This is a genomic window from Paraflavisolibacter caeni, from assembly GCF_025628885.1.
Taxonomy (GTDB): domain Bacteria; phylum Bacteroidota; class Bacteroidia; order Chitinophagales; family Chitinophagaceae; genus Flavisolibacter; species Flavisolibacter caeni.
Window position 1 is genome coordinate 95922 of sequence record NZ_JAOTIF010000019.1, and the last position, 24060, is coordinate 119981.

The 24060-nt window shown below is 45.1% G+C and carries 18 protein-coding genes and 1 riboswitch; of the genes, 14 read left to right on the forward strand and 4 right to left on the reverse strand.

Going from position 1 to position 24060, the window contains the following annotated elements:
- Position 1: 1 nt before the first annotated feature.
- Together OCK74_RS19435 and OCK74_RS19440 are read right to left on the reverse strand one after the other, a co-directional pair.
- Positions 2 to 1390 carry a hypothetical protein gene (locus OCK74_RS19435; RefSeq protein WP_279298746.1) on the reverse strand — a complete coding sequence of 463 codons (1389 nt, stop codon included), beginning with the start codon at positions 1388 to 1390 and terminating at the stop codon, positions 2 to 4.
- A 62-nt stretch (positions 1391 to 1452) separates the two neighbouring features.
- The gene (locus OCK74_RS19440; RefSeq protein WP_279298747.1) at positions 1453 to 2796 is read right to left on the reverse strand and encodes a hypothetical protein; all 1344 of its coding nucleotides are present in this window, start codon (positions 2794 to 2796) and stop codon (positions 1453 to 1455) included.
- Positions 2797 to 3097: 301 nt separating this feature from the next.
- Here OCK74_RS19440 and OCK74_RS19445 point away from each other — a divergent pair, with 301 nt between their 5' ends.
- Positions 3098 to 4324, forward strand: coding sequence for a glycosyltransferase (locus OCK74_RS19445; protein ID WP_279298748.1), 1227 nt, complete (start codon positions 3098 to 3100; stop codon positions 4322 to 4324).
- Complete coding sequence (locus OCK74_RS19450; protein WP_279298749.1) at positions 4296 to 5027, forward strand: tyrosine-protein phosphatase; 732 nt, start codon at positions 4296 to 4298, stop codon at positions 5025 to 5027. The genes OCK74_RS19445 and OCK74_RS19450 overlap by 29 nt, the downstream gene beginning before the upstream one ends.
- A gap of 6 nt (positions 5028 to 5033) precedes the next feature.
- Here the strand turns inward: OCK74_RS19450 and OCK74_RS19455 are convergent, their stop codons facing one another.
- Entirely contained in the window at positions 5034 to 5891 is an 858-nt protein-coding gene (locus OCK74_RS19455; protein ID WP_279298750.1) for a hypothetical protein, read from the reverse strand.
- A gap of 311 nt (positions 5892 to 6202) precedes the next feature.
- Here OCK74_RS19455 and OCK74_RS19460 point away from each other — a divergent pair, with 311 nt between their 5' ends.
- The 10 genes from OCK74_RS19460 to OCK74_RS19505 all read left to right on the forward strand — a co-directional run bounded on the left by OCK74_RS19460 (position 6203) and on the right by OCK74_RS19505 (position 19832).
- Positions 6203 to 7144 carry a UTP--glucose-1-phosphate uridylyltransferase gene (locus OCK74_RS19460; protein ID WP_279298751.1) on the forward strand — a complete coding sequence of 314 codons (942 nt, stop codon included), beginning with the start codon at positions 6203 to 6205 and terminating at the stop codon, positions 7142 to 7144.
- Between the two features lie 64 nt (positions 7145 to 7208).
- Positions 7209 to 10553, forward strand: a complete 3345-nt coding sequence (locus OCK74_RS19465) for a UTP--glucose-1-phosphate uridylyltransferase (RefSeq protein ID WP_279298752.1) — start codon at positions 7209 to 7211, stop codon at positions 10551 to 10553.
- A 36-nt stretch (positions 10554 to 10589) separates the two neighbouring features.
- On the forward strand, positions 10590 to 11459 hold the full coding sequence (locus tag OCK74_RS19470; protein ID WP_279298753.1) for a MerR family transcriptional regulator: 870 nt from the start codon (positions 10590 to 10592) through the stop codon (positions 11457 to 11459).
- 44 nt (positions 11460 to 11503) lie between these two features.
- On the forward strand, positions 11504 to 11683 hold the full coding sequence (locus OCK74_RS19475; RefSeq protein ID WP_279298754.1) for a sigma factor-like helix-turn-helix DNA-binding protein: 180 nt from the start codon (positions 11504 to 11506) through the stop codon (positions 11681 to 11683).
- 169 nt (positions 11684 to 11852) lie between these two features.
- Positions 11853 to 12428 (forward strand): isopentenyl-diphosphate Delta-isomerase, encoded by a 576-nt coding sequence (gene idi, locus OCK74_RS19480; RefSeq protein WP_279298755.1) that lies wholly within the window; start codon positions 11853 to 11855, stop codon positions 12426 to 12428.
- Positions 12429 to 12485: 57 nt separating this feature from the next.
- Positions 12486 to 13595: an AI-2E family transporter gene (locus OCK74_RS19485; RefSeq protein WP_279298756.1), complete on the forward strand. Its 1110-nt coding sequence runs from the start codon at positions 12486 to 12488 to the stop codon at positions 13593 to 13595.
- A gap of 640 nt (positions 13596 to 14235) precedes the next feature.
- The gene (locus OCK74_RS19490) at positions 14236 to 14667 is read left to right on the forward strand and encodes a response regulator (RefSeq protein WP_279298757.1); all 432 of its coding nucleotides are present in this window, start codon (positions 14236 to 14238) and stop codon (positions 14665 to 14667) included.
- 48 nt (positions 14668 to 14715) lie between these two features.
- The gene (locus OCK74_RS19495) at positions 14716 to 17382 is read left to right on the forward strand and encodes a PAS domain-containing protein (RefSeq protein WP_279298758.1); all 2667 of its coding nucleotides are present in this window, start codon (positions 14716 to 14718) and stop codon (positions 17380 to 17382) included.
- A gap of 175 nt (positions 17383 to 17557) precedes the next feature.
- On the forward strand, positions 17558 to 19303 hold the full coding sequence (locus OCK74_RS19500) for a sensor histidine kinase (RefSeq protein WP_279298759.1): 1746 nt from the start codon (positions 17558 to 17560) through the stop codon (positions 19301 to 19303).
- 67 nt (positions 19304 to 19370) lie between these two features.
- A complete protein-coding gene (locus tag OCK74_RS19505) occupies positions 19371 to 19832 on the forward strand; it encodes a hypothetical protein (protein WP_279298760.1) in 462 nt (153 codons plus the stop codon).
- A 140-nt stretch (positions 19833 to 19972) separates the two neighbouring features.
- On the opposite strand, the gene OCK74_RS19510 is transcribed toward OCK74_RS19505, so the two are convergent.
- A complete protein-coding gene (locus OCK74_RS19510; RefSeq protein ID WP_279298761.1) occupies positions 19973 to 20974 on the reverse strand; it encodes a GlxA family transcriptional regulator in 1002 nt (333 codons plus the stop codon).
- A gap of 104 nt (positions 20975 to 21078) precedes the next feature.
- Positions 21079 to 21276: riboswitch (cobalamin riboswitch) on the forward strand.
- Positions 21277 to 21379: 103 nt separating this feature from the next.
- Here OCK74_RS19510 and OCK74_RS19515 point away from each other — a divergent pair.
- Entirely contained in the window at positions 21380 to 23338 is a 1959-nt protein-coding gene (locus OCK74_RS19515; RefSeq protein WP_279298762.1) for a TonB-dependent receptor plug domain-containing protein, read from the forward strand.
- A 126-nt stretch (positions 23339 to 23464) separates the two neighbouring features.
- A complete protein-coding gene (locus OCK74_RS19520) occupies positions 23465 to 24043 on the forward strand; it encodes a MarC family protein (RefSeq protein WP_279298763.1) in 579 nt (192 codons plus the stop codon).
- Positions 24044 to 24060: the final 17 nt, after the last annotated feature.

Here is a 24060-nt window from a genome sequence, read left to right on the forward strand (position 1 = left end):
CTTATATTAATTCAGGCGATCTCTCATTCTTACTATCAGGGACAAGATTTCCTTTTTTGGAATCTTTAGATGAGATTCTGTCATAATTCATCACTATCATTAAAAAGGCTGCATAGAAAGGTAAACATGGAATTTTGTATCTGGATAAAGACCCAAAATTGTAGGAGGAAATTCCCACAGCGAAAGCAAAGATGACAGAAAAAACCAAACAGAACAGTATGTTGGGATCTTTCATGATTAATTGAAGTGTTTTTCCCATTCCTCTTTTTTGGAATGCCTTAAAAGTAAAGTAAACAAAAACTAAAGCCTCCAAAGCTGACAGCATCATGATCACTTTTCGTGCTTCCCAAGGAAAGGGACGGAATAAAGTAACTACTACCGCCTGTGGAAATTTTTTTAACATGCCCACTATACTGGGATCAAATTCACCCAGATCATATGCTGATCCTTCCTGTCTTTCAGACACATAAGCTATCCAGCCTCTTGTAGTAGCTGCAGTTTGTGCAATGTTTTCTAAAGAGTATTTTTCCAGCTCATTGGCAAAGATTTGGGTGAAGTATAAAAAAGCAATAGCTGCAATACCTATAAAAGCAATTTTTACAACAAAGCGTAGGCCTCCTGATGATATCCGAGATGAATAAGTTGTCAACAGCCAAATGGATAAGGCTGGTAAAAAGGCTAACAAAATGTATACTTTTATAACGGAAATCAAATGAAAACTTAATACCAACAAGACGCTATTTTTGACAGAAAAATCCCTGTTAATAAACAGTCTAAAAGTCGAATAAGTCATCCAGCCTAAACCAAACATACATATAGTATCCTTAAAGATCGCAGATCCCCAGACAAAGGTGCTTGGAATGAATAAAAAGGCTATAGCCATTTCCTTATACAACCCAGGATAAAGCGTTGTGAACGTACGATACATAGCCCATATGCCAGTATAAGAAAAAAAGGCGAAGAGCAGTGCAATCGGCATATAAGAGGTTCCATTGAGTAACCCAAAAATCGCAGCTATGGATGCAACTGTGTAAGACGCCGGATCATAATACCATTGCATTTGTGATACATATGGATAAAGCTCGGGGTTTGACTCCACAGATTGTCTAGTAATCAGTTTAAACCAAGTTGAAAAGGAATCACTGAGCGCAGAGTTTATAATCCTTGAATGGGTAAAATAATTGTATGTATCTCCTCCGCCATAATAGTATTGGTATAACAACCCTATGAAAATAGCGCCGAAAAATTTAAGGTATAAACCTTTAAGGTAATATTCACGCAAAGGATGACCAATGGGATACCTTTTATCTCTTTGCCTTTTGGCAATGGCTGATAAGACGATCAGGTAAATTGGTGTCAGAAATAAATCCCATATGGTTAAGTACTGCATAGAATTATCGCGCAATGTTACGGATAATTTGAATATAATAGCCCTTCCGTTTCTTCAATCAATTAATAAAAAGCCTTCCATTTTGCTTTATCTAATATACCGCCCTGTATACATACCCATTTTTCAGGAGCACCATCCTTATATTCAGAATTATATATCCGGTCGCCATTAATGAAATTAAAATTGTTAAAATGGCCCCATTTCTTTAAATCATCTACAGATCTTGCATATAAAACAATCCTATTTCCAACAAAATACTGCCTGACAGCAATACTAGCAAAGGGAACTTTTCTTTCTGCGTTATCCCAATCCTTTAAAACAGCTGGGGGAGTCAGGAACTGAAAGAAGTTTGCATTTTTACCATCGTTTCTAAAGTTGAAGCTATAGTTGCCATCCTGGTTGCCTCTTAGATTCACCTGTCCGAAAGTAAGTTGATTCTCATTGATAGAATAAGAATTACTAATCACTTTCTGCTGCATCCATCCTATAAATGAGTTGGCATGTTCACTCACCTTAATGCCATTTTCGTGTATTCCACCCCAAAGATTAGAAACACCCCTTATTTCACTTTCTGGACTACCGCCTTCCCCATAACAAAAAGCCACATTGCCTCTTGCATTGGCATTCATGACTTTATAATGGCCTCCCGCATTATTATGAGCCATGCAGGAAATAAACTGGTTTCCTAAAAATGATTCATCCATAAACCCTACACCACCATTGTCTCGAGCGCCACAATGGAAAACAGTAATTTGATTCGCATCTCCTCCCTGAAAATAAAAGCCATGCCTGCCGCACTGGATCACTTCTACATCCTCGATTTTAGAATGGCTTACGTCAGTTTTATTGGTTGCCATATCAGCTGTGAAACGCACACCATCTCCAGCAAAGTTTTTTATCTTCAGCCCCTCTAAATACGTTATGGAATGAGCAATTATTCCATGTGCTTCCGGATTTGTCTTTGCGCCTCTCGTTTCAAAATTGATATCTTTAATTACACATTTGGGAGTAGAGCTATTCCTGTTAATTTCTATTGCACTTACTCCGTTTTTAAAAATAAGGGTGACATTATTTACCCCTTCTAGTCTGATTGATTTGTTGAAAATTTTTATCGTCTTTGAAAATTGATATTCTCCTTCAGGTATAAATATTAGGGATGTGTTTTTACCCGCAGGTAAAGAGTTTATCAATTTTTCAATAGCCAAACTGTTTTGTTCACCTGTATTTGAAGGAAGAACGCCTTGGTCCTGTATATTGATTCCAAATGAAGTTTTTGTTGCAGCCATTTTTTCAAGCGCAATAATCCTTTTTTCCAATTTTTCGTAAGCAGTTTCTGTTTGCGCATTCTTTTGCGCATAAGACAACAGGATCATCATCGTAAGCAGGAAAGTGAATAAAGTTTTCATTTGTTGTAAATATTTTTATTTAATAGAATAATAATTGTAGATCATTGGATTCCGGATTATTAAATATGTCAATTGCCGGCCACATTCAGAATGAGTAAAACTCTTTATGAAAAATCCATTCTTCTCGCAAAGGTCAATATCTTTTATGAGAGCAGTAATATGCATCTTTCAGTATTGTGAAAGACTTTTATCTTTCTCATTCATTTACTTCGAAATTGCATAAAAGCCTGCTATTTATCTATCTTTGGCGCCTTTATTACTGAGTATAAACCTTGACCTAAATTCGCCAAAGTACTATACCATGCCACGTGTACTACGCATAATGAACCGATTAGCCGTTGGAGGACCTGTGCTGAATGCTACCTATTTAACCAGGTACCTGGCACCAGATTTCGAAACTTTACTGGTGGTAGGTGAACGGGAAAGCCACGAAAAGAGCGCCGATCACTTGGTGGAACAACTGGGTATCGACTATACGGTCATTCCGCAGATGGGACGATCCATCAGTCCTGCTGACGATTTCAAGGCTTACCATACCTTAAAAAAGCTCATTAAGGACTTCCAACCTGATATCGTCCACACCCATGCGGCTAAGCCGGGAGCTTTGGGCAGACTGGCAGCGGCAGCGATGAAGGTGCCTGTGGTGGTGCATACTTTTCATGGACATGTGTTCCATTCCTATTTCAACTCATTCAAGACGAATTTCTATATCCAAACGGAGCGTTACCTGGCCCGGAAGTCGGATGCTATTGTGACCATCAGCGACCAACAGAAAAGGGAATTGGTGTATGACTTTAAAATAGCTCCGGAGGATAAGTTTCACGTCATCCGCCTGGGACTGGACCTGGATCGCTTCCAGGAGAAGCAGGAAGTGAAGCGGAGAAAGTTCCGGCAGGAGTATGGCTTAGAAAAGGATGATATTGCTATTGGTATCATTGGCCGGCTGGTGCCGATCAAAAATCACGGGGTGTTCCTGCGGGCTTTGGCGCATGTGCTGGCAAATAGGTCCAAAAAGGTGAAGGCATTTATTATTGGGGATGGCGAGACCAGGGATGAACTGGAGGCACAGGCCAGGAGCCTGGGGATTTCCTTTACGACACAGTCGGACTTCTACCACCCGCACCCGCTGGTGTTTACTTCCTGGCGGACAGATGTGGATGTGATCAATGCGGGACTGGATATCATGGCCCTTACTTCGCTCAATGAAGGCACCCCTGTCAGCCTGATCGAGGCACAGGCGGCGGACAAGCCGGTAGTTTCGACGAGGGTGGGCGGCATCCAGGATATCGTGATCGAAGGGGAGACGGCTTTACTGGCTGATATCGATGATGAAGCCAGTTTTCACCAGCACTTGTTAGCTTTGGTGAATGATGATGCTCTTCGTCATCGCCTGGGGCATAACAGCAGCCAGTATGTACTGGAGCGTTTCGGTTACCGGAGGTTGATGAACGAGATGTCGGCGCTCTATTACCAGCTTTTACATCAAAAACGGAACCCTGATGTTCTTCTTCAAAAAGAAGTCGCCTAAGCTAACTGACCTTAGCTGGCTGAAGACTGATATACACTCACACTTAATTCCGGGCATTGACGACGGATCGCCGGATATGGCTACTTCTTTGGCGCTGATCAAAGACCTGGCGGCCCTGGGGTATAAAAAGATCATTACCACGCCGCATATTAACTGGGAAGTGTATCCCAATACTCCGGAGATCATTACGGCCGGACTGGGTGAACTGCAGGAGGCTGTGGCTGCCGAAGGTATCGATGTGGAAATAGGAGCTGCAGCGGAATACTATATCGATGAACATTTTGGTGAGTTACTCAGGCAAAAGGCACCCCTGTTAACGTTGAAGGATAACCTGTTGCTGGTGGAGTTTTCTTTTATGTCAGCACCTTTGGATCTGCAGGATGTTTTATTCGACCTGCAGATGCTCAACTACCAGCCAGTGATCGCCCACCCGGAGCGATACCTGTACCTGGAACGGAGGAGGGACTTTTACGAAATGTTGAAACATGCAGGTTGTTATTTCCAATTGAATCTTCTATCATTGACAGGCTATTATGGCCGCGGTGTGCAGGAGCTGGCGGCTTACCTCCTAAAGCAGGGTTATTACAACTTTGCGGGGACGGATCTGCACCATGACCGCCATATAGCTGCCTTGAAAAAGTTGGAGGCATCACCGTTGTACGGGGAGTTAAAGGAGGCCGGGTTGATGAATCCAGGTCTCTAACATCCCCTAATTCCACGCCCCTTGCACTCCACCGTCCAGTTGCACCATTTTCCTTTCCACACCCCTGTTATCATCCCCTTCCTTTTTCTGCCAGAGGATCTCCCATTCAGTCTCCTGCACCCCTCTACTATGTTGCACTTCCCCCATCAGCACCGGCCTTCCTCTCACTTCCGCTACATCCATCTTCAGCCATTCTTCTGGACTCATCACTAGCTCCCCACTTTTGATCGGTGCTCCATGCACACTGAGCAGCTTACCTCCGACCCAACCCCGCTTCCTGTCCCGGATCAACCCATAGAGCACCGCACGCCGGTCTCCTCCCTTTTCCTGTCCCCACCGGCCTACCCGCCTTCGCTCCAATATCTCTCCACCTTCCCCAATGGCCCACTGCTTTCCATCCCCCGTCCACTGTCCCGCCTTCCAGCAGCCATCCCGCTCCCCTTCATAAGAGAACCACTTGCCATTGATCCATTCTCCCTTCATGCCCCTTCCTTTGCCTAAAGTTCCCTCCACCTCCGCACTCACCAGGGCTTGTGCCGCCAGCTGCTTCCTCAGCCACTGCTTATCCCCTTGCATTCTTAGATACAATTGGATAGCGGCCTGGTACACCTGCTTTTGCTTCTTTCGGGGCAGGGTCTTTTTGAAGGCTTTCTTTCTTTTGGGATCCTCCACCACCCACTTCGCATAGGCTACCGCTTCTTTAAACAAATTCCTTCTTTCCTTCTGCTTGTCAGAGGGAATAATGCGGCTCATGTCCGGGTAGCGGGTCACCACGATCTTTCTACCCTTGTAGCGTTTGATCACAAACCTTTTGCCCACCGCTCCCCTCATGTTCGAATACAACGTCCGGCTCACCTGTTTCATAACTTTTTGCTTTAAGAACTCGAAACTACCACCCTCCACCCACCCCTCAAAACCCCCTGGCCGCTTTTGGCCGATTTGGCACAAAATGGCACAAAATGACCGCCTCCATTCCTCCCCTCACCCTACCATCCTTCGTACCTGAGCCGTACTTACGCCATAGCTGCGATATACTTGATATACGGTAGGGTGCCCTATCCTCCGTTACTTTCAGATATTGTTACAGGAAATTTTCTTTATCCCGATCTTACGGTCCAATGTATATATTTGGGCAAACGAATCAAGGAAGTATAATAAACTAACTGGTTATAAAGATGAAAGTAAAAAAAGCGGTGATCACTGCGGCTGCCCGCGGTGAGCGTTTGTACCCTGTGGCTGATACTGTGCAAAAGGCTATGTTGCCTGTGGTGGACATAGATGGATTGGAAAAGCCTGTATTGCAAATTATTATTGAAGAAGCATTTGCTTCGGGCATCGAGGAGATCTGCGTGGTGTGCGCTCCGGGTGATGGCGCCCGTTATATCGATGCATTCACCACTTTGCGCAATAACCTTATGGAATCATTCAAGCGCGTAGACTGGGCGCAAAAGGGAGCGGGGCAAATCGACCATCTCCTGAGTCGAACACAGTTTGTAGAACAGAAAGAACCAAAGGGTTATGGGCATGCCGTTTATTGCGCCCGCGAGTTTGTGAATGGCGAACCTTTCCTGCTCTTGTTGGGAGATTACCTTTATGTCTCACACCTGGTACAAAAGCGCTGTGCTGCCCAATTGATCGACCTGGCAATACAGGAAAACTGCTCTGTATCGGCAGTGCATGCGACCATCGAGCACCAGGTAACCCGTTATGGTACTCTTACCGGTAAGCAACTACCTAATAAGCCTGGTGTATACCATATTGAAAAAATCATCGAAAAGCCTTCGCTGAGCGAGGCTGAACTGGAATTGCAAACTTCGGGACTGAGGGCTGGCTATTACCTGTGCTTCTTTGGGATGCATGTATTCACGCCTTCTGTTTTCTCTATTTTAGAACAGCATCTCGGGCAGAATGGGGGCAAGTCGTTACTGACACCTGCCCTGCAGGAGCTGGCGGAGCGTGAGCAATATCTTGCGCTGGAAGTGAGGGGAAGCCGGTATGACCTGAGCCGGAAGCATGGCCTGCTGAGGGCGCAGATTGCGCTTGGACTGGCGGGAGAAGCGAAGAGCGAGACATTGACGACATTGGTGGAAGCGTTAGCCGAAGCGCAAGGTCGATAGTGACGAATGATTCGAATCCGCCAAAGGCGGACAAGTTGCGAATGACGAATAAGAGAGAAAAATCATGAATTTATTTATACTAACCATTACTGCTGCGGAGCCGGGCGTAAGGAACCGGTCGTTTTTTGAGATGGCGAGGGAATTGAGTGCCAAAGAGTTAATGAAGGCTTTGAGGGAGTTGGACCAGTTTCGTAAGTCAACGCCCAACCTGTATGAAAAGGTGCGGGCGATTCTTTTTTTACATGCCGGCTACCGGTTTTTCCTGGAGGGATCAGCGGAAATACCTGCCGTGGGCAAGATCTCTTACCGCGGTTTTGAGGATCTGCTGAACAGGCGCTTTGAGCATGCCATTTCTACTTTTTTGGGTGAGCTGGACAAGCACGGGCCAACTGCCACTTTGTTTTCAGCACTGGCGGAAAGCTATCACCACCTCTCGTTCCAAATACTGGCAGGCCAGGTGCGTAAGAGTGTGCGTTCCAGCAAGGGCAACCAATGGATGTTCCGTGTAGGGCACCAGGAAGAGCATCCCATCCGCATTCATCCGCGCCTGCTGCAGCGGCAGGATGATTCACTATTTTATCCCATCCTGCACGAGCAGACTTCTGTGCGCATGGACCTCACACATAGTGGCTGGTCCGATATCTTTTTCTTGGGTATGGACTATCCCGAAGGTGCCAGGGTGATCAACGTATCTATTGACCTGGGGGTGTTTGGCAGGGATAAGGACATCCGTCCACCCCTGCACTGTTATGTAAGGGTGATTCCCGAGCCTGTATTGCGCCTGACCTCTATTGACCTGAATACTACTAAAGACATACATGATCTGGACGACCTGTTCAACTTCGGTAACGACTACCTTAGCCTGGTGAAGGCCGGTGTGATCGCTTCCGGCTTAATCCCGCCATCTTTTGAAGGTACCAACCAGTCGCTGGCCCAGGTGCTGTCGCGAATTGTAGCACCGGGAATGGGTATCGAACTGGTGACGAAGGTGAACGATATTCCCAAAGGCTCCCGTTTTGCCGTTTCTACCAACCTGTTAGGATCTATTATCAGCCTGCTGATGCGGGCTACAGGCCAGACCAAGAGCCTGGAAGGCGGTCTGCAGGAAAGTGAAAGGAGGTTGGTGGCTTCAAGGGCTATCCTTGGTGAATGGATCGGTGGTTCCGGTGGCGGCTGGCAGGATTCCGGAGGTATCTGGCCTGGCATTAAAGCCATACAGGGCACCTTTGCCGATGAAGGCGACCCGGAAGCCGGTATCAGCAGGGGCACCTTGTTACCCCGTCACCGCGTGTTGCAGGGAGATGCCTTGCATCCAAAGTTTGAAGAGCAGCTCACAAATTCGCTGGTGCTGATGCATGGAGGTATGGCTTCGAATGTGGGGCCCATCCTGGAGATGGTGACAGAAAAGTATTTGCTGCGTGGTGAAAAGGAATGGAAAGCAAGGCAACAAACCAACCAGATCTTTGACAACATACTGGCGGCCATCAGGGAAGGGGATATTAAAAAGCTGGCAGCCAATACCGCCGCCAACTGGGAAGGCCCGATCAAGACTATTATTCCCTGGGCGTCTACTTATTTTACCGAGCAGATCATTGCAAAGGCCAAAAAGCAGTTTGGCGACAACTATTATGGTTTCTTGATGCTTGGTGGTATGTCGGGCGGCGGCATGGGGATGTTTGTGAACCCGGAGCGTTACGAGGAATCCAAGCTAAAGGTATTGGAACTGTTGCGGCAAACGAAGTCAGAACTGTCTGACTCACTGCCTTTTGCCATGGAGCCGGTGGTGTACAACTGGAGCATCAACCCGAAGGGTTCCTGGGCAACATTGCATGAAGGTGCCGAGGCCCTGATGCCGGAGGCTTATTATGGTATCCATGTATCTGAACTGGTGCGGAAAGATCCTGCTTCCATTGCCTATATCCGCAGGGCGGAGATCGATTTCTTTACTACTTACTGTGAGCAAAATAACCTGGCATACCCCCTGCTGCGTACCATTGTCAGCAATTTATTTAAAGTTTCTGATCCTACTTCACATGGCAACAGGAGTGCGGAAAATGAGAAAACGGAGCGTGTGAAGAAAGAAAATGGGTTCGATTATATCCAACACGAACAGATCAGGGAGGAGTTGAAGAAGGGCCGCATCGGCTTGTCACGCAACCGCCTGCCAGCTGAAACTTCTATCGAAGACATCTTGCCTGCAGATATCTATGCTCCCTTCCCCATTGCCGATAGCTATTTGCCTGTGATTGAAAAGGGCGAAGATGCCATCAGGGGCGGACAGATCGCCGTCATGAGCCTTGCCGCCGGTGTGGGTAGCCGTTGGACCAAGGGAGCGGGCGTCATTAAAGCGATCAATCCTTTTGTGGAGATGGGAGGTGCGCATCGCAGCTTTTTGGAGATCCATCTGGCCAAGACGAAAAATGTAGCCAGTAAGTATAGCGCCACGATACCGCATATTGTTGCCACTTCTTACCTGACACATGGACCTATTGAAAAAAAGCTGGCCGAGACCGGCAACTTTGGTTATGACGGTCCTGTGTACTTGTCGGCAGGCCGTTCTGTTGGCCAGCGTTTTGTGCCCATGGAGCGTGACCTCCGGTTTTTATGGGAGGAAATGCCTCAGGAGGCGCTGGACGAAAACAAGCAGAAAGTGCGGGAGGCTGTGCGCCAAAGCATGATCGGATGGGCCAGGTCGAAGGGTGAGGGATCGGATTATGTAGATAATATCGCAGCACAGCGGTTCTCTCCTTTAGGACACTGGTACGAAGTTTCCAACTTATTGCGTAATGGCAGTCTCGCCCGTTTACTGGCAGAACAGCCGCAGGTAGAGACCATTATGCTGCACAATATTGATACGCTGGGGGCTGATGTGGACCCTGTGGCTTTGGGGTATCACCTGCAATCCGGAAATGTATTGACCTTTGAAGTGATCGCCCGTCGCATTGAAGACAGGGGCGGTGGCCTGGCTCGTGTGAATGGACAGGTACGCCTGCTGGAAGGGTTGGCACAGCCGAGGGAAGAAGATGAATTGAAATTGAGTTATTATAATTCCATGACTACATGGATACAGGTGGATGCCTTGCTTCAACTCTTTGGACTTACCCGCGAAGACCTGCAAAAAGGAGATGAGGCCAGGCTGGCGAAGGCTGTAAGGAGCGTGGCGCAGCGTATTCCTACTTATGTGACCATCAAGGATGTGAAGTACCGCTGGGGACATGGACAGGAAGATATTTACCCGGTGGCACAGATCGAGAAACTGTGGAGCGATATGTCAGCCCTGCCGGATGTATCTTGCGGGTATATTGTTGTTCCGCGTTTGCGTGGGCAGCAGATGAAGGACCCGGCACAGTTGGATTCCTGGGTGGGCGATGGAAGCCAGGACTATGTAGGAGGGCTTTGTAAGTTTTAGCGTCAACTATTTCCCTTTTCGTTTGTAACTTATCCGATGGCTTTTTCTATCAAAGAATTAGAGCAACTGTCCGGCATTAAGGCCCATACCATACGGATATGGGAGCACCGCTATCATTTCCTGAAACCTTCACGGACGGATACCAACATCCGCAGTTATTCGGTCGAGGAGTTGAAGACCCTGCTGACAGTTGCCCTTCTGAACAAGTATGGTATTAAGATCTCGCGCATTGATGAAATGCAGCCTGAACAGTGGCACCACGCTTTGCTTCAACAGGTTGAGGCACAGGATGAATACCTGGTAAACCAACTGGTCGGCCATATGGTGGATATGGATCATGTGGCGTTTGAAGAAGTGCTCAACCTGTACATTCACCAGAAAGGCCTTGAAGAAACCGTCGTCTCTCTTATTTTCGGCTTTCTTCAAAAAGTAGGCATCCTGTGGCAAACGAACCATATCAATGCAGCCCAGGAACATATAGCCGCTCATATCATCCGGCAAAAGATCATCAGTGCCATAGACAACCTTCCTGCTGTTTTCCGTATACAACCGCTTTTCCTTCTTTTTCTGCCTGAAGACGAGCATCATGAGCTGGGGCTCCTGTATGTTTATTACCTTTTGAAAAAACGCGGGCTTCCCGTTCTTTACCTGGGCGCCAGTGCACCTTTGGATGATGTGGCTTACGTGATGCGTATCAAACAACCCTCTTACCTTTACCTGCACCTGGCTTCTTTTCCTCCTGGTGGCCAGTTTGAGAAATATATCCACAGGCTGTCGACCATTGAACCACATATACAAATATTGATCTCCGGATCTGTTGTATCAGGATATAAAAAGGTGGTTCCCCACAACGTGACATTACTTCATTCGCTGGAGGAAGCTATTGACCTCATTAAAAGTGTTTAATCAATTTCTTTAGTTTCTTCAACAAAATTGCTGGATTATTTGGTTTGAATGCTTGGTATTGTCTAATTTTAATATGTGTAAAATTAGACAAAACTTCCTTTCTCTTATACCTGCAGGGTTATCATTATCAGGAAATTGCTGATCTTCTTAACCAGCCTCTTGGCACCATCAAGAGCCGTATTCACTTTGCAAAAAAGCAATTACAGAAAAAGTTAGACCGTTGAAACCTTCCGTTGTCAACATAAGGGCAGGTAGCCGAATATTATTCTTAGCTCAATAATATAAAGTCAACCAGTCCGAAGTTAATTTTACAGAAGCACCGGCTTATCATAAGGCGTATATATTTTGATGGCACGGATGACGAAATTCAGAATATAAAATATAAAATTTAAAATGGGAGCGGAACAGGACATTGTACTGGTTAATGAAAAGGATGAACAGGTTGGATTGATGGAGAAAATGCAGGTGCACAGGGAGGGGCTGCTGCACCGGGCGTTTAGTGTATTTGTATTTGACAGGAAGGGTAGGATGTTGTTGCAGAAACGTGCTCCCACTAAATACCATGGCGGTAATTTGTGGAGTAATGCATGCTGCAGTCACCCTTACCCTGGAGAGCTGATAGAAAATGCTGCACTGCGCAGGCTTCAGGAGGAGTTAGGCTTTGTTGCACCCCTGCATAAGATATTCGAGTTTGTGTATAAGGCCAATGTGGAGAACGGCTTGGTAGAGCATGAATACGATCATGTATTTGTTGGTGAGTATGAAGGACCCATACTGATGAATGAAAAAGAAGTAGCTGAATATTGTTATGAGAGCATGAATGATATAAAATGGATGATGAAGGAGCAACCTGAGAAATTCACTACGTGGTTCAAGCTGGCTTTTCCTTCGATTGAGACGTGGTGGGCTGGAAAAGGATGGAGCATGACGAATGACTTGAATCCGCCAGAGGCGGACAAGTTTAAATGACGATGGGATAGAGGGTTAACGTGATTGGGAATGATTTTTTAGCTTATCTTGTTATATATGTCAGGATTTTCCTTAACCAGATTGATCAAGATACTTCTATTCTTATTTCTCTTAATTGCAGGGCTGGTTTATGCCAGGCCATTTCTGGTTCCCTTGACTTTCGCAGCTATTATGGCCATGCTTTTCCTGCCGCTTTGCAGCTGGCTGGAAGCAAGGGGCGTTCATAAAGTCATAGCGATACTTTTGTGCATCATTATCATGTTGTGCTCTATTGCTGGTGTGCTGTGGTTGTTGTACTGGCAGGTAACTGATCTTGCTGAAAATGCCGGAAAGATCCAGGAAAACTTCATGAAGCGATTGGATCAGGTGCGCCGCTTTATATCCAGTTCGATAGGTATTTCAAAACAAAAGCAGGAGGAGCTGATACAAAATGGCCAGTCATCCGAAACGATCGGGCATACCGTAAGCGGTATCTTATCGGGCCTGGGTGAATTGCTTACGGATTTTATACTCTTTGTCGTTTACCTTTTCATGTTGCTTTACTACCGTTTATTTTTAAAAAGGTTTGTACTCATGTGGGTACCCCAAAAGGACAGGGAGAAAACGTCTGCTATTATTGAAAATTGCAGGCATGTGGCGCAGCAATATTTAGGGGGGCTCATCATCATGATCGGTTGCCTTTGGGTGATGTACAGTATTGGATTTGCACTGGTGGGTGTAAAGAGTCCTATATTCTTCGCCATTCTGTGCGGCCTTTTGGAAATTGTTCCTTTTGTAGGCAACCTGACAGGCAATGCCATTACGATGCTTATGGTGATTGCCCAAGGTGGCAATTTTTCCATGATCCTTGGCATTCTGCTTACCTATGGGGCTATTCAGTTCATTCAGACTTATTTGCTTGAGCCTTTGGTGGTCGGGGCCGAGGTGAATATCAATCCTCTTATTACCATTATCAGCCTGGTGTTGGGTGAACTGATTTGGGGCATACCGGGCATGGTGCTGGCCATTCCTGTTATGGGCATTATCAAGATCGTTTGCGATAATATTGAAGAGTTGAGGCCTTTCGGGTTCCTGTTAGGCCGGGAAAGGACAGAGCGCAAAACTCACTTTGCTGATAGATTAAGGAAATGGCGGATGAGGAGGGAGGTGATGTTAGATGATAGATGATAGAGGGAGAGGAGATGAGTGATGAATGATCGGTGATGAGGGGGGAGGGGATGAAAGGAGGAAAATATGGATGAGTGGTAAATTAGGATCGGAAATCTGAAAATCGTCAGTTGAACGTTTAATAATTTGTTAATATTTTTTTGCCAGTAATCATATTTCTACTATTTTAGGCACCCCGAAATCTCAAAAGAGAAAAGGGTTTCTAACGTTTGTTTGTCACCTTGCTTTAAAAGCGTAAAGCGCAGGTTTATCCTTTTGCTTTACGCTTTTTATTTTATTCATTGGTATATGGTAATTTTTGCTCATCCAAGAAATGGATAACTTTGAATATTATTTAGCTCAGCAGCTCATTTTTCCCTAATGTGGAGCATTCCCCAATGCCTGTTTTTTAGAAAAAATATATTTCTGTTCAGGACCACTATAAAAGCCAGGAATTTTTTGTATAGAAAGAACGGGCATTCATTATTTCTTTTTAATCACCACACACCAGTCGTTTCTTTTCATTTTTGATGCAGGATCAGGACCGTTAAACTTTACCATCATTCGTCTTTTACATTCTTTCGTGTTGTCCATTTCAATAAGTTTATTCGTATTTTTAATTTTCACCTTTAATCATCCAGATTCTTTTAATTCATTAGTCATGCAAACCAGAACATCAATAACAAGAATTGTTTTGACCGACGATGACGTTGATGACCAGTTCTTTTTTCAAATGGCTCTTCGTCAGTCAGGTGAGAAGGCGGAATTACATGTCTTTGATAATGGCATATTGTTATTAGAGGCGTTGATTAAAGGCGATACTGCTTTGCCCGATGTGATTTTTATGGATTACAATATGCCTTGTAAGAATGCGGTTCAATGCATGGAAGAATTGCGCCAGCACCAACATTTACAACATATACCTGTTATTATACTGACTACGGGCATGAGTCCGGCAGAAATGGAAAAAGTTTACCAGAAAGGCGCAACTGCTTGCATTAGGAAGCCTCACGATTTATCGAGCCTTGTGCAATTAATTAAAGACGTTTTGGCCAATAAATTAACTGCCCGGGAGCCCATTTTTTGTTTATAATGACGGGGCCATTTTATAACGATTGCTTTCATTCTTTATTCTGCTTTCATGAGAACTTTTAAATCCATTCCTTTCAGGATTACTTTTTTATTCTGTGTATTCCTGCTGGCTGTCCTGGCCATACTTCTTTTTAAAAGGATAGACAACCTGTCAAAGTCTGCAGATGACCTCAATAAGTTCAGCGCCGTGCACCTGAAGCTGGAAGAAACAATTTCGTGGCTGCGGGAGGTGGAATCGAGCCAGCGTGGCTATTTATTAAGCAAGGATACGGTTTATCTGAAGACCAGGGAAGAAGCTTTGCAGAAGATGCGGTCCAGCCTGCAAAAAGTTCATGAGGGGCTTGGTAATAACCTGGAGCACCAATGGCATGCAAATAACCTGGGGATGTTGATCAATGAAAGGACGATGCTCCTGGACAGGATATTGTGGCAGTACGATCATAATCCCGGCCAGGAAGAACAAATCAAAAAGGATATCATGACGGGCCAGGTTGCCATGAAAGCAGTACAGGCCTATGCGGACCGAATGATGGCTCACATGGACCAGATGCAGCGCCGTCTTCAGTACACATACAGGGAGTATACGCTGATTGCCCCTGTGTATGCTTTTTTCCTTGTTTTGTTTATGCTGGTTTTCATCCTGATTGCTTATATCAGTTTGAAGCGGCAATTAAAGATATCCAGGCAGCTTGCCCGTAAAACTGAGGATACGAACAGGCAGCTTAAAGAAGCCAACACCATTTTTGAAATGGCAGAGGAATCTGGTGGTGTGGGTTCCTGGGTGTTCAACCTCGATAGAAAGGAAATCCACTGGTCGAAGAATCTTTGTCAGTTGTATGGATTTCAATGGGGTAGTTTAAAGCCTTCGCTGGAAAATCATATAGAAATGGTGCACCCGGAGGACCGGCACAAATTATTGCAGGCAAGAGAAGAAGCCTATAGTCATTCGCTGCCTATCATTTTGGAATACAGGATCATACGTATAGATGGCGAAGTAAGGCATGTCAGAAGCTTCAGCAAGCTTAGTAATAATGAATTGGGCGAGCGTGTGTTGATGGGAACTACACAGGATGTTACAGGCATTACCCACATCACCCAGCACTTAAAGGAAACCAATGTTTTATACGAAAATGCTGAAGAGATTGCCGGTATTGGCTCCTGGAAACTGGATCTGAAGACCAACAATTTTGCCTGTTCCAGGAACCTGTTTCAAATTTATGCCTGCGAGCCTAGGGACAGGGAAATTCCTTACGACACCTTTGCTCTTTTCATTCACCCGGCCGACCAGGAGAAGGTGAGAAAACATGCGGAATTAGCAGCACAATCCGGCAAGCTGGAAAAGATCAATTTCAGGATTTTCCGTAAAGATGGTGTGATGCGCTATATGCAGGCGGTCGGTAAAATCAAAGAAGATGGTGAGGAAAGATACTTGCTGGGCACAACGCAGGACGTTACCGAATTTACTTTAGCAGAGGAAGGCCTGCGGCAGACCAATGCTTTGTTTGAAAATGCCGAAATGGCTGCCGGAATTGGCTCATGGTCGTGGAACCTGGACTCCAATGAGTTCAGTGCCTCCAAAAACCTGTACCGGGTGTTTGGCTTTGAACCTTACGAATTCGAGCCCTCGCTCCAGGCATTTCTGGATCGCGTGTACCATGAAGACAAAGAAAAAGTGGCCTTTCGTTTTCCGATAGATGCATTTAGTGAACATAAAATGATCACACTCAACTTCAGGATCGTTGATAAGAATGGACGGTTGATCCATGTTCAGGGCAAAAGAAAATACTACCGGAATGCAAAAGGTGAGCGGGTTGTCTTAGGCACCACCCAGGACATATCTGTACTGGTGAGGGTGATCAACCGTTTAAGCCGTGTCATCAACCAATTGAAGAAAAGCGAAGCTTTCAATCGCAATACAGCGGAAAAACTGGACCAGTTGAACCGCGACCTTACTTCCAGGAACCTTGAACTGCAGCATGCCAATGAAGAACTGGCCTCTTTCAATTATGTGGCCAGCCATGACCTGCAGGAGCCGTTGCGAAAAATACAAACCTTCATTTCATTCCTGGCCGAAAAAGAATCCCATTTGTCAGACATGGGCCAGGCTTACCTGGAGAGAATGCAGGTGGCTGCAGGAAGAATGCGCAACCTGATCAAAGACCTACTTTCTTATTCGCGCACTACTATGATTGAAACAGGGCCGATGCCGGTTGACCTGAATGAAGTCCTGCTCAGTACACAGAGTATATTGAAAGCTTCCATTGATGAAAAAGGCGCAGTGATTCACGCCGATCCATTGCCGGTAGTGCAGGGTATTGATTTTCAAATGCAGCAGTTGTTTGAAAACCTGATCGGCAACGCCATTAAATATTGCAGGCCTGGTGTCGTTCCTGTTGTAAACATTACTGCTGAAAAAGTGCGCCAGGCGCAAAGTGCCGAAAGCCTGGAAGACGCACAATGGTATTACAAAATTTGCTTTATTGATAATGGAATTGGTTTTGAACAGGAATATGCCAGCAAGATCTTCGATCTTTTTCAGCGTCTGCACGGCAAAGGCGAGTATGAGGGCACTGGTATAGGTTTAGCCATCTGCAAAAAAATTGTGCAGGGACATGGAGGCTGTATTGATGCATTGGGTATACCCGGTGTTGGCGCCACCTTCACTGTTTACCTGCCTGTTGCTACAGTGCCGGAGCAGGCTCCTGCCCAACACTAGATGTTAGTAGTGAATAGATGCAGAAGGGTCAATCGGGGCGCACTTTTTGAGGCACAACTGTTAGCCTAAGGTGTGTAGCACTTATAGTTCCACCTGCCTCATGATGTCTCGAATAAAGTTTTCACAAGTCGCTTTAGTAAGGGGCATTTTTTCCCTTGCTGTCATCTTGCTTGTCATGATGTCCATCCTCTTGTTTACAAGAATGGGCAGGCAGGTATCCTCTACGGAGGAGGCAAACCGCACGAACCTGATAAGGCTTTACCTGGAGCAAATGTTGTCTCAAGTGCAAGGCGTAGAAGCCGGCCATCGTGGCTTTCTGCTCACAGGAGACTCCTCTTTCCTGCAGTCGTTCAGGGAAAGTAAAGATGAAATCAATACCGACCTGGCTGCATTGCATACCCTTGCTGTAGGACATGATTCCCATCAACAGGTGGATACTTTGCGATCATTGATTGACAGGAGAATGTTCCTGATCGATTCTGTGATACGTGTTTACAGCAGCAATGCTCCTGGCGTTAACAGGGGTAGTGTGCAAGCGGCTTTGATGCCCGGCCGGATCGTGATGGATCAGATAAAGGAGCATACTAACCGGTTGGTACAAACTGAAATGCAATTATATAACAGTGAGCAGAGGCTTAAAGAAAGGAACCGGAATGCTGCATCTCTTTTTGCATTACTGTTGATCATCTTTGTCTTTATTGTATTTACGCTTGCCTATGTCAGTTTGAACCGGCAGCTGCGTATTTCAAAAGATTACCTGCAACAAAAACAATTGGCATTGGAAGACCTGGAAGAAATGGATGAAATCTACCGCAATGCTGAAGAATTGGCCACTTTGGGCTCCTGGCAGTGGAATCTCCAAACGAACTTATTTAAGTGTTCTGAAAATCTCTTCCGGATATATGGAAGCGAACCCAGGCAGGAGGATATTTCTTTCAACCGGTTCATGTCCTTTGTTGTTCCGGAAGATCGTGAAACGCTTGTAAAAAATATTTTAAGTGCTATCAATAAAAGGGAAGCCGTTGTGGTTGCGTACAGAATTGTGCGGGCCGACAAGGAGATACGGCACATGCGTGCCTATGGAAAATTGAAAGCTGGCAGTTGCGACATTATGTTGGGCGCAACGCAGGATGTTACGGATTTGAAAATGGCTTATGAGCAACTTTCAGCGGTCAATAAGGAACTGGCTGCAAAGAACAGGGAACTGGAACAAACCAATGCTGATTTGGCTTCATTCAACTTTATTGCCAGTCATGATTTGCAGGAGCCGTTACGCAAAATTCAAACTTTTGTCAGCTTCCTGGAAGAAAGTGAATCCAACCTTTCAGAAACGGGTAAGTTCTACCTGCAACGCATGGAGCGCGCAGCTGCGCGTATAAGGGCTTTGATACAGGATTTGATAACTTATGCTCATGCCACCAGTCAGGGAAAAGAGTGGAGCGATGTAGACCTGAATGTTGTACTCAATAATGTGCTGCAGTCTCTTCACCACATTATCTCAGAGAAGAATGCTAATATACAGGTTGACAAGTTGCCAGTTGTGCAAGGCAGCATTTTCCAGTTGCAGAAATTATTTGAACACCTTTTGAATAACTCAATGAAATACCACAAACCTGATAATCCACCGGTGATTTCCATTAAATCGGAGACGATCACCAATGATGATGGAGTGTTGGCTGAATTGGAAGCCGGCCGCGTTTATCATAAAATAAGCATTGCCGATGAAGGTATTGGTTTTGAGCAGGAGTTCGCAGGTAAGATATTTGGTGTTTTCCAGCGGCTGAATGTCCAGGGCGACGATGTTGGCTCGGGAATAGGACTTGCCATTTGCAAAAAAATAGTGCAGCAACACGGAGGTGTCATCAAGGCGAGGAGCGTGCCCAATGAAGGATCTGTTTTTGATGTATACCTTCCTGCGTGATAGGAATTTCAGGATGACCGTGGCTTATTTTTTGATGTTGATATATTCTTTACCCTAACCATTTGCCATGAAGCTCCTCCTCTTATTTGTCCTGTTTTTGCCTGTAAGCATGGTAGCACAAAAGATTGCTCTTATAGACCGGGGGTTCAAAAGGCCAATTCTGTTTACTGACAGTGCTACAACAGAGGATATAATAAATGATTATTTTCCTGTTCATATTGAGGATTTAAAAAGTGTATTGAAAACTACGGATTGGTTTATTTCAGCTATTGATGCAGGAGGAACGCAAATCAAAGATGTGAGCAATGTCCCTGCAGGGAAATCCACCTTCTATTATTCTGAATCTGTAGCGCGGAAGTATGCCTTTCACAATATTGTTTTAAGTACGTCCACCAGTGGTTTCAGCACATCGCTAAAACTGGTGAGATTTGATGACTCAAGAAAGAGAGCCATTCAAAAGCTGCTCATCTTCACTGATTACATTAAGAATAACCTGGCAGTGGCTGATGAAGTCAGTAAGCTTTATTAACCTTGATTAACATAGCTGGTTTTTTTATTAACAGTATTTAACAGGCTCTGCATTAAAGAAAATGATCTATAAAATAGATTTGATTATTCATACAGTTTCCAAGACTAATTTCTTAAAGACAGCACATTAAAGCCCCCCTCTTAAACGGGGGCTTTTTGTTTGATTCCATTGTAAACGGCTCTGTTATACTTTGCCTTGTATTGTATTGGCGATAAGCCTGTGATGCGCTTAAAAGTGATCCTGAAAGCTTTGGGATCAGTATAGCCTACCTTGTACATAACTTCGGCTACATTATCCCTTGATGACTCCAGGCTCATTTTGGCCGCCTCCACTTTTACGCGCTGTATGTATTCGACTACAGTATTTGAAGTGGCTTTCTTGAACCTTCTTTCGAGCGCTCTCCGGCCTACAGCCAGCATAGATGCCAGCTCATCAACCGTTATTTTCTCTTCTATATTTTGCTCTATAAACTCCTGCGCTTTTTTCACGGCTTCATCTTCATGCGCCTTCTGGCCATGGAACATAATGAAGGGAGACTGGCTGTGCCTGTCAATGTCTATCTGGAATGCTTTGGACATAAACACCGCAACATCACGGCCGGCATATTTTTCTATGAGGTATAAAACCAGGTTGAGATAAGAAAATGCGCCGCCACTTGAGTAAATGCCTTGTTCATCAGTGATGATCTTGTCTTCTACCAGGTGTACATCCGGGAACATCTTCCTGAAGTCGTTGGCTGCCATCCAGTGTGTAGCACATTGGCGCCCATTGATCAGGCCTGTGGCCGCCAGTAAAAAAGCTCCTACACATAGACTGGCCACTTCAGCCCCGCCTTTGTATTGTTTGATGATCCATGGAATAAAATCCTGGTTGTATTCGATCAGCTTTTGCATGTCTCCATCCAGTGCTGGTATAATGATGAGGTCTGTTTGATCTATATCTTTTATCGTTGCATCAGCATAGACGGTATATCTGCCCCCAGCTACCGGCATTTCTTTCGAAAGTCCAACCAGTTGCAGTTTACAAAAGGCTGGCTTTCCAATGTTTTTCAGGAATTTGTTGACTTCAGTAAACACTTGGCGGGGACCTTCAATACTGCCTAAAATAGCTCCTGCAGGAACCAGGATGGATATGTGTTTCATGGTCGTTGGTTTAATGATTGGGCCATCATGATGCTGATAGCGAGGTGTAAATTTAGGCAGTTGTTTTGTCGCGAACAACCCTCCAAACTCCAAACTAATCCCCTACATTTGCGCCTATAATTGGTTCCTGCCCAAAAAACAGGATTAAAATGGGAAGTCCGGTGAAAGTCCGGCGCTATCCCCGTAGCTGTAAGTTCCTTTATTAGTTGTTGATCCTCTTTGGTCACTATCCGCCTGAGGCGGATGGGAAGACTTTCAACAATGGAACAAGCCAGAAGACCTGCCAGTTATGAATGATCATGAATGCTTTCGGGTGAAAGGCATGAAATGTAACAGCTTCGTACGGGCTTTATATTTCTATCTCCTCTTTTTCCGAAGGCAGTCGCAAAAACCTATTAAGACATTATGAGAAAGAAGAACGCGATCATTGTGGCTGCAATCATTGGGAGCAACATCGCACAGGCACAAACAGAATCCCAGGCAGGTTTGCAAGACACTGCAAAATCACTGAACGAAATAGTGGTAACCGCCAACAAATTCCCGCAGAAGCAAAGCACTACGGGTAAGGTTATTACTGTTATTAACAAAGAGCAAATTGAAAAGAGCAGTGGCCGTACTGTGGCACAATTGCTGAACGAACAGGCAGGCCTTACCATTAATGGAGCTTTGAATAACCTGGGCAGCGCCCAGACTGTTTTTATGCGCGGTGCTTCCGCCGGCCGTACATTGATCCTTATTGACGGCATGCCGGTTTACGACCCATCCCTGATCAATAGCGAATTCGACCTGAACCTGCTTTCACTGAATACTGTAGAACGCATAGAGATCTGCCGCGGTGCACAGTCTACTTTATACGGTTCTGATGCTGTAGCAGGTGTGATCAACATTATTACTGTCAAGCAGGATATCAGCAAGCCTCTTGGTGTGAAAGCTACTGCAGTTGGTGGTAATTTAGGATTGTTCAGGGGCAATGTGCAAGCTTATGGAAAGACAGGCCGCTTTATTTACAATGCCCGCTATGCTCGTCTTTCATCGAATGGCTTTTCTTCGGCTTACGACAGCACGGGCAAAGGCAATTTTGAAAACGATGGCTATAAAGGAAATGTAGCGCAGGCTAGTGTGCAGTTTGCAGCAAGCGAAGCGCTTACCTTCCGCACCTTTGCGCAGTTAAGTCAAAACAAAACAGACCTGGATGCCAGTAGTTTTACCGATGAGAGGGATTTCACCGTTAAGAACAATAATAAAATGGCTGGAGCAGGCTTTCGTTTCAACAAAAACAATATAACACTGGTTGGAAATTACCAGTACAGCCAGATAGACAGGAACTTTCTGAATGATAGCCTCTATCAGGATTCATATGAAAAATATGCTACGAATGATTATTTTGGAAAGTCACAGTTCGTTGAATTATATGCTACGATACCATTGAGCGGCCGCTTTCGCTTGTTGCAGGGAGCAGATTACCGTCTGAGCAGCATGAATTCCTCTTATCTGTCAATGAGTAGTTTTGGATCTTATAGTGGCACTGCAAACGACAGCTCTCACAGCCAGGCATCATTATATGCTTCGCTCTTTTACGGCTCTATCAATGAGCGGCTGAACGTGGAATTGGGAGGACGCCTGAATGTTCACTCCCGTTATGGCAGCAATCAGACCTTCACGTTCAATCCATCTTACCAGGTTTGCGAACACTTCCGTATGTTTGGTAGCATTGCGTCTGCCTTTAAAGCGCCTACACTCTTCCAGTTGAATTATAATAGTTCTATCGGCAAAGAGGTCCTGAGGCCTGAAGAATCCACCACCTATGAAGTCGGCGTGCAGCAGTTGCATTCCAAAGTACAGAGCAGGCTGGTGTTCTTTCACCGCAACGTTAACAATGGTATAGATTTTAACAACAATGATTACTACTATTTCAACTTCCTGAAACAGAAGGTAAATGGCATTGAGTTGGAAACCAGGGTACAGCCAGTACAGAACCTGAATATCACCGCCAATTACACATTCCTGGATGGCGAAGAAACCACCCAAAGCAGGGAAACGTTCAATGATTCAACTTACCAATACCTGCTGCGCAGACCGAAGCACAACATCAATCTCACTGCTGGCTACAGCTTTGAGAATAGCTTATACGTAAGCCTGTCTGGTAAGTACGTAAGCAAGCGCTTTGATGTAGGCGGTTATAAGACCAATGATGTATCGCTAGATAGCTACTTTTTGTTGAATGCGTATGCGGAATTCAAGCCCAAAAGCTGGCTGAAGGTTTTTGCTGATGCACAAAACATTACAGACAAAAAGTTTTTTGATGTATGGGGATACAATTCAATTCCTTTTACAGTGCAGGCCGGATTGACAGTGGAATTTTAAATGATTAATAGTGAATGGAGCATAAATGCCGGTTACCAGTTAATGGTAGCCGGCATTTTATTTTTGCTGATTGCTCATTGCCTGTTGCTTATTCTTCTTTCCCGACCTTTGCGCAAAACCAGCTGAATGAAGATCAATTTAAAGGAATTACTAACGGTTACTTTTACCCTATTTGCAATCATAGACATCATTGGATCCATACCTGTATTGATTTCCCTCAAGAGCAAGCTGGGGGCTATAAGGGAAGGCCGTGCCACACTGATTTCCGGCTCGTTGATGGTGCTCTTTCTCCTGATTGGTGAACCTTTTTTAAACATACTTGGATTAGACGTCCGTTCTTTTGCCGTAGGTGGTTCGATCGTGATCTTTATCCTGGGACTGGAGATGGTGCTGGGCCTGGAATTCTTCAAAAGTGATAAAGACGTAAAGGCCTCCACCGTAGTGCCCATTGCTTTCCCACTCATTGCGGGTTCCGGTACGCTCACTACCATCATTTCTTTAAAAGCCAATTACACACAAACAACAGTCTTTATCGCTATTTTGCTCAACCTGGTCATCGTGTATGTTGTATTAAAATCATTAAGCCTGATTGAACATATATTGGGACCTGCAGGATTAATTGCTGTAAGAAAATTTTTTGGCGTAATTTTGCTCGCCATTGCGGTAAAGATCTTTGCGGCGAACGCGCATGGATTGTTGAAGTGATGTAAGAATTAGCGTTT

Bases quoted from the DNA above. Each gene is read 5' to 3' on its own strand.
- OCK74_RS19435 (WP_279298746.1), bottom strand. From the start codon at position 1,390: ATGCAGTACTTAACCATATGGGATTTATTTCTGACACCAATTTACCTG.
- OCK74_RS19440 (WP_279298747.1), bottom strand. From the start codon at position 2,796: ATGAAAACTTTATTCACTTTCCTGCTTACGATGATGATCCTGTTGTCT.
- OCK74_RS19445 (WP_279298748.1), top strand. From the start codon at position 3,098: ATGCCACGTGTACTACGCATAATGAACCGATTAGCCGTTGGAGGACCT.
- OCK74_RS19450 (WP_279298749.1), top strand. From the start codon at position 4,296: ATGTTCTTCTTCAAAAAGAAGTCGCCTAAGCTAACTGACCTTAGCTGG.
- OCK74_RS19455 (WP_279298750.1), bottom strand. From the start codon at position 5,891: ATGAAACAGGTGAGCCGGACGTTGTATTCGAACATGAGGGGAGCGGTG.
- OCK74_RS19460 (WP_279298751.1), top strand. From the start codon at position 6,203: ATGAAAGTAAAAAAAGCGGTGATCACTGCGGCTGCCCGCGGTGAGCGT.
- OCK74_RS19465 (WP_279298752.1), top strand. From the start codon at position 7,209: ATGAATTTATTTATACTAACCATTACTGCTGCGGAGCCGGGCGTAAGG.
- OCK74_RS19470 (WP_279298753.1), top strand. From the start codon at position 10,590: ATGGCTTTTTCTATCAAAGAATTAGAGCAACTGTCCGGCATTAAGGCC.
- idi (WP_279298755.1), top strand. From the start codon at position 11,853: ATGGGAGCGGAACAGGACATTGTACTGGTTAATGAAAAGGATGAACAG.
- OCK74_RS19485 (WP_279298756.1), top strand. From the start codon at position 12,486: ATGTCAGGATTTTCCTTAACCAGATTGATCAAGATACTTCTATTCTTA.
- OCK74_RS19490 (WP_279298757.1), top strand. From the start codon at position 14,236: ATGCAAACCAGAACATCAATAACAAGAATTGTTTTGACCGACGATGAC.
- OCK74_RS19495 (WP_279298758.1), top strand. From the start codon at position 14,716: ATGAGAACTTTTAAATCCATTCCTTTCAGGATTACTTTTTTATTCTGT.
- OCK74_RS19500 (WP_279298759.1), top strand. From the start codon at position 17,558: ATGATGTCCATCCTCTTGTTTACAAGAATGGGCAGGCAGGTATCCTCT.
- OCK74_RS19505 (WP_279298760.1), top strand. From the start codon at position 19,371: ATGAAGCTCCTCCTCTTATTTGTCCTGTTTTTGCCTGTAAGCATGGTA.
- OCK74_RS19510 (WP_279298761.1), bottom strand. From the start codon at position 20,974: ATGAAACACATATCCATCCTGGTTCCTGCAGGAGCTATTTTAGGCAGT.
- OCK74_RS19515 (WP_279298762.1), top strand. From the start codon at position 21,380: ATGAGAAAGAAGAACGCGATCATTGTGGCTGCAATCATTGGGAGCAAC.
- OCK74_RS19520 (WP_279298763.1), top strand. From the start codon at position 23,465: ATGAAGATCAATTTAAAGGAATTACTAACGGTTACTTTTACCCTATTT.